This window comes from Streptomyces sp. NPDC054841 (assembly GCF_053611045.1).
Genome location: NZ_JBSGZO010000511.1, coordinates 1 through 5725, shown reverse-complemented (window position 1 = coordinate 5725; position 5725 = coordinate 1). Strand labels below are relative to the sequence as shown.

Here is a 5725-nt window from a genome sequence, read left to right as displayed (position 1 = left end):
CCCACGATCAGCAGCACGGCTCCGGCCGCGGAGGGCCACAGCTGAGCGCCGGTGGCGGCGAGCCCGCCCCGTCCGCCCTGCGGCTCGCCGGCGGCCTGGGCTTCGCCGCCGGTCCGGCTTCCACTGCCGGCCTGCGGCTCGCCTCCGGTGCCGGACGCCGGGGTGCTCCCACCGGTCTCCGGTGTGGCCTCCGTGCCGGACGTGCCCTTGCCCGACCCGGTCGGCACCCCGGGCTTCTGGGCATCGCCCCCCGTGTACGGCTTGGCCTGGCCGCCAGTTGTGCCCGCACCCGATTCGGTCGAGCCCTCCGGCTTCTGCACATCAGCCGGGGCATCCGGCTCGGCCTGCCCACCGGACGTCCCGGCATCCGGCCCGGCCTCGGGCTTCTCCCCGTTGCCGGCCGGCGGGTCCGCAGGCTTCCCGGGCTCGACCGGATCACTGGGCTCGGCGGGCCGACCGGGGTTCCCGGGGGCTTCGGGCTCCCCCGGCGCGGCCGGATCGCTGGGGTCCGCGGGATTCCCGGGCTCAACAGGGTCTGCGGGATTCCCGGGTTCAACAGGGTCAGCGGGGTCCGCGGGGTCCGCAGGGTCACCCGGATTCCCGGGTTCGCCGGGCTCAGCGGGTTCCGCAGGGCCGTCGGGCCCGCACTCACGCCCGTCGTTGATGCAGTCCACCAGCTCCCGCATGAGGCTGTCGTCGAAGACGTTGATGAAATCACCGTGGTCGGTGACCGGTTTGTGCAGCTGCTCCGGGAAGGAGTCGACGGCGAAGACGCTCGGGTTGTCACCGCCGAAGGCCGGGGGCGGAACGTCGTAGACGATGCGCTGCACCAGCTGCGGAATGGCCCGGAAACCGTTCTGGCAGCGGCCGTTCTCGTCCGCGAAGGCGACATGCGTGCGGTGATTGGCGCTGTCGGTGTTCTGGCCGTCCCAGCAGCTCTGGAACTTGAACGTCCGTACGACCTTGCTGCCCTGCGGGCAGACCGGGTACTTGTCCTTCAGCTGACGGTCCTCGAATCCGGTGCAGCTCCAGGACGCGTTGGCGTTCGCGTTGCCGTTGACGAAAGCCTTGGCGTCACCGGTGATGATCCGCAGGAATCGCGGCATCGCCGTGACCTTGGAGACCGGGCTTCCCACGAAGTTCAGCGTGACCTGGGCCGGCGTCAGGATCCTTCCGACGTTCTTGTCCTTGCCGCCGCCGTCGGCCTGGGCGTCGTTCTCGTCCTGTCCGTTCTGCAGTCGCAGGACCGGCCAGTAGTAGGTCGACCTGTCGCCCTGGTCACGGCAGGTGGTCGCTCCGTTGGCGAGTTCGTCGTCGCTCGCGAACGCGTCGTTCGCCTGGTTGCCGACGTAGTCGTGCATGTGGTGCGCGCCGTTGCTGACACCGGGGGCGACGATGACATTGTCCGGGTTGAACTTGCCGTTCTCGTTCTTGCCGCAGTCGGTTGCAAAGGTGCCGCGCGAGGCGTCACCGAGTTCGCGGGGGCTTCGCACATTCGGCTGGACGGACGCGATGTCGACGAAGTCGGACGCCTCGGGGCCGTTCCCGGCCTGACCGGCGCTGCCCTGGTCGCCGTCACCGTTACCGTTGCCGTTGTTCTGGCCACCGTCGGCGTCGTTCTGTCCGACGCCCTGGTCCTGGCCGTTGCCCTCACCGCCGCCGGCGCCGTCCGCGTCATCCACCTGCAGGGTGCACGGGGCCATCGCCTCCAGTCCCTGTGGGCGCTCCCCGGCCACACGGCCGATGGCTGTGGCGATGCGGCCGATGCTCGCCGTGCGCTTGTTCTTCAGCGGATCGAGGACGGCGTTCCGGGCGAACTGCGGATCGCGCTCGACCTGTTCCTTCCGGTCGGCGAACCGCTCGTAGGCCTCGGTGATCTGGCTGTCCAGCGCGGCCAGTTCGCGGTCGACCTCCGGCCTCGCCGCGTCCGGCACTTCGGACAGCCCGTTCGCGACCTCCGGGCACTTGATGGTGGAAGGTCCGGCACCGAGCGTTTGCGTCTGCTCGTTCCGGCCGTCGGAGCTGAGCCCCCATCCCTCGCCGGCCGCGGCGTAGGAGTTGACCGCAATCAGTCCACCCCCGCCCAGCATCAGCGCGACCGAGGCAGCGACTACTCTTCTGCCGCTCTTCGAACGTCTTCGTGAGGTGCGTGTCAAGAGAACTCCTGTGCGTCGTTGCCGTTCGGCAGTGGGGGCTGCGCCGTGTTACATACGGAAGCGGCCCCTGGCATGTTCAACACACCCGGCAATTCACAGGAACCTCCGGTCATGGGCGGCTGAGGAGGCGTCAGAAGGCAGCCCTGAGCGGTCGACTACGGGGAGCCAGGTCGAGCACGCCGCATGTGCCGTTCCGGGATGCCATGCCCATGACGGCGACCGGCAGGATACTCAAGCGGGAACTCTCCGCAGCGCCGACGGACTGCCTGCAGCGGTCCGCGGGCAGCCGCGCCCGGTCGACCGGGCCCGTACCGAGCCGCGTGAGCGCGTCACGTCGTGGGGCCGACTGCGTACGGGCCGGCTTGCGTACCGGGGCGGGGGCGGGCTGCGTCCGGCTCCGCTCCGGGCCCGCCCCCCGGCGCAGGCACCGGTATCGCTTCGATCACCATCACAGCGAGGTCGTCCTCGATCGGACTGGTGTCGAAGTCGTGCGCGGCCTGCCGCACGCGCTCCGCCACGGCCTTCGCACCCATTCCGACGCACCCCCGCAACACCTCGGCCAACCCGTCGGCATCGTCCAGCTGACGGTTTCCCCGGCGGCGTTCGGTCACACCGTCCGTCACGCACAGCAGCGTCTCGCCCGGGGCGAGGTGGAAGGAGCTGGCGTGGAACTCCGCGCTCACGGCGACCCCCAGCAACAACTGCGGATCCGCGGCCGGCGCCACGTCGCCGTCGGCCGACAGCAGCAGTGGCAGCGGGTGCCCGGCGCTGGCGATCGTGCAGCGCGCGCCGCCCACCACCGGGTCGGGTTCCAGCTCCCCGTAGAGCAGGCTCAGGAAGCGTGGCCCCGCCTGCTCGCCGCCGAGTGCGACGGCCTCCGCGCTCTCCTCCGTCAGTGCGATGTTCAACCTGCCGAGAAGTGATTCGACGCCGTGTCCCTCGCGGGCCAGCAGGCGCACCAGGTGCCGGGCGAGGCCGGTGACGGACATCGCCTCCACATCGTGGCCCATGACATCGCCGAGCAGGAAGCACCAGCGGCGGTCTTCGAGGTCTCCCATCGGGAAGAGGTCGTAGAAGTCGCCGCCGACCGTCTGGCCCTCGCCTCGCGGCTCGTAGACGATCGCCGTGTCGATGCCCGGGATTTCGGCGAGGGATTCGGGCAGCTGTCGGCGCTGGAGCGCCCGGCTGATGGTGGCCTGCTTGGTGTAGTGGCGGGCCGTGGCGACGGCGTGGGCCACGCGCCGCGCCACGTCTTCCGCGAGCCGTACGAGGCCGTCGGTCATCTGCGACACCCCCTTGCGCCCCAGCAGTATCGCGCCGTGGCAGCAGCCGCTCGCGACGAGGGGGAGGAGCAGCGCAGAGCCGCCCGCGCCGGCGGCGTCCGCGTTCTGCGGCCAGGGCCAGGGAATGCCGGTCGTACGCAGCCGGGCGGGCGGCGGATCGTTCTCGAACGCCAGGCGCAGTGCGCCGATGCACCGCTCGTCCGTGTGCCAGACGCGGGAGAGCCGCATGGCGCCGGACTCGGTGGTCAGCCACACGCCGCACCAGTCGGCGAGCCTGGGGACCAGGAGCTGTCCCGCGATCGCGGCGACCATGTCCTCGTCCAGCTGACCGGCGAGGAGTTCCCCGGCCTCGGCGAGGAACGTGGGCCCGCCGCGATCGACCCATTCGGCGGTGTGGCCTGGACGGGGGCGGGGCCGGGAGGGAGGGAGAATGCCGGGGGCCCGCTCGCTCCGGAGCGCGTCCTCGGCGGTGCCGTCGAAGGTGCAAGCGGTGGAGCCGTCGGGCTCCGGCGTGCTGCGAGCGGTCTCCAGCCGGAACCACACGGACTTCTCCCTGTGCCGGTAGATCACCCCCCACGATTCGGCCAGTGCGCGTACGAGCTGGAAGCCACGGCCGCGGCCCTCGCGCCACGCGTCCCTCCCGCCGCGCACCGCGCGGGAGGGATTGTGGTCCACCACCTCGACGACGAAGCCCGAGTGCCCCGGCCCATCCGCTGCGGACGGGGCGAGGGGGCGGGGTCCCGACTCGAAATAGCACGCGACCTCCACGTCCGTGCCGGCGTACATGATCGCGTTGGTGACCAGTTCGCTGACGAGAAGCACGGCGTCGTCGACGAGCCGGTCGGTGATCACCGGCGGCCGGGGCGCGGCGTCCGCCCCTGAGCGCGCCTCCGAGCCCCATTCGGCGAGTGCGGCGTGCACGAATTTTCGCGCAGCGGAAGCGGCGAGCTCGTTCGCGGGCAGTCTCATCCGCGAAACGGACTCCCGTGGGTAGAGAGAGGACGGCCCCACGTGCGGTCCCTGGATCACTTCGACATTCAGGACACCCAATGTAACCTAATAAAGGGATCAAGATGCCGGTATGTCCTGATTTCTAAGAATGGGGTGCCCATGGCGCTCGACCCGGCCGCACCCGATTCCGTTTTCCCTGCGGCCTCGTCCGGGGAATTCGACGAATCACCTGAACGCACAGGTCAACCGACCTCCGCCCCGGATGGGCAGTGGGTGCGCCCGGCCGAATTGCGCCCATTGCTCGCAGCGATGAATTCTCTGTGCGACGGCGATTTCACCGTACGTGTGGAGGGTTTGCACGAGGGGCTGCTCGCCGAGATGGCGGGACTTTTCAACCAGATCGTCGCGCGCAACGCACATCTGGCCTCAGAGCTCCAGCGGGTGCGCCGCGAGGTGGTCCGGCAGGGCCGGCTGGACGAGCGGATCGCGGCGAGCCCCGGGCAGGGCGCCTGGACCACGAGCGTGGACGCCACCAATTCACTGCTCGAAGCACTGGTCACACCGGTCGCGAACGCCACGCGCGTGCTGGACGCGGTCGCGGACGGCGATCTGACCCAGCGGGTCGAGCTGCACCACGAGACCCGCCAGCTCCGCGGCGACCTGCGGCGCCTGGGGCGGGGCGTGAACCGGATGGTTGACCAGCTGTCGCTGTTCACCGGCGAGCTGACCCGGGTCGCCCGTGAGGTCGGCACCGAGGGCCGACTGGGCGGGCGCGCCAAGGTGCAGGGCCTGTCGGGCGACTGGCGCTACGTGACGGAGGCCGTCAACACGATGGCCTCGCGGCTGACGGCGCAGGTCCGCGACATCGCGGTCGTGACCACCGCGGTGGCGCGCGGCGACCTGACCCAGCAGGTGACGGTCGAGGCGACCGGCGAGCTGCTGGAGCTGAAGCTCACCGTGAACACGATGGTCGACCAGCTGCGGGCGTTCGCCGACGAGGTGACCCGGGTGTCCCGCGAGGTCGGCACCGAGGGGCAGCTGGGTGGCCGAGCCCAGGTACCGGGCGTCTCCGGGGTGTGGAAGGACCTCACCGACAACGTCAACTTCATGGCCTCGAACCTGACCTCCCAGGTACGCAACATCGCCCAGGTGACCACGGCCGTCGCCAACGGCGATCTGAGCCAGAAGATCACGGTGGACGCACGCGGCGAGATCCTGCAGCTCAAGAGCACCGTGAACACGATGGTCGACCAGCTGTCCGCGTTCGCCGACGAGGTCACCCGCGTCGCCCGCGAGGTCGGCACCGAGGGGAACCTGGGCGGTCAGGCGCAGGTC

The 5725-nt window shown here is 70.5% G+C and carries 3 protein-coding genes; 1 reads left to right on the top strand and 2 read right to left on the bottom strand.

Going from position 1 to position 5725, the window contains the following annotated elements:
• Both ACWGI8_RS38010 and ACWGI8_RS38005 read right to left on the bottom strand, forming a co-directional pair.
• On the bottom strand, positions 1 to 2090 hold a 2090-nt coding region (locus ACWGI8_RS38010), incomplete at its 3' end, for a DUF1996 domain-containing protein (RefSeq protein ID WP_453668001.1).
• A gap of 395 nt (positions 2091 to 2485) precedes the next feature.
• The gene (locus ACWGI8_RS38005; protein ID WP_453668000.1) at positions 2486 to 4408 is read right to left on the bottom strand and encodes a SpoIIE family protein phosphatase; all 1923 of its coding nucleotides are present in this window, start codon (positions 4406 to 4408) and stop codon (positions 2486 to 2488) included.
• A gap of 291 nt (positions 4409 to 4699) precedes the next feature.
• On the opposite strand from ACWGI8_RS38005, the gene ACWGI8_RS38000 reads away from it, so the two are divergent.
• Positions 4700 to 5725: HAMP domain-containing protein (locus tag ACWGI8_RS38000; protein ID WP_453667999.1), on the top strand; the 1026-nt coding region annotated here is incomplete at its 3' end.

What these genes read in the sequence shown, in the direction of transcription:
- ACWGI8_RS38005 (WP_453668000.1), bottom strand. Translation starts at nt 4,408, where the DNA reads ATGAGACTGCCCGCGAACGAGCTCGCCGCTTCCGCTGCGCGAAAATTC.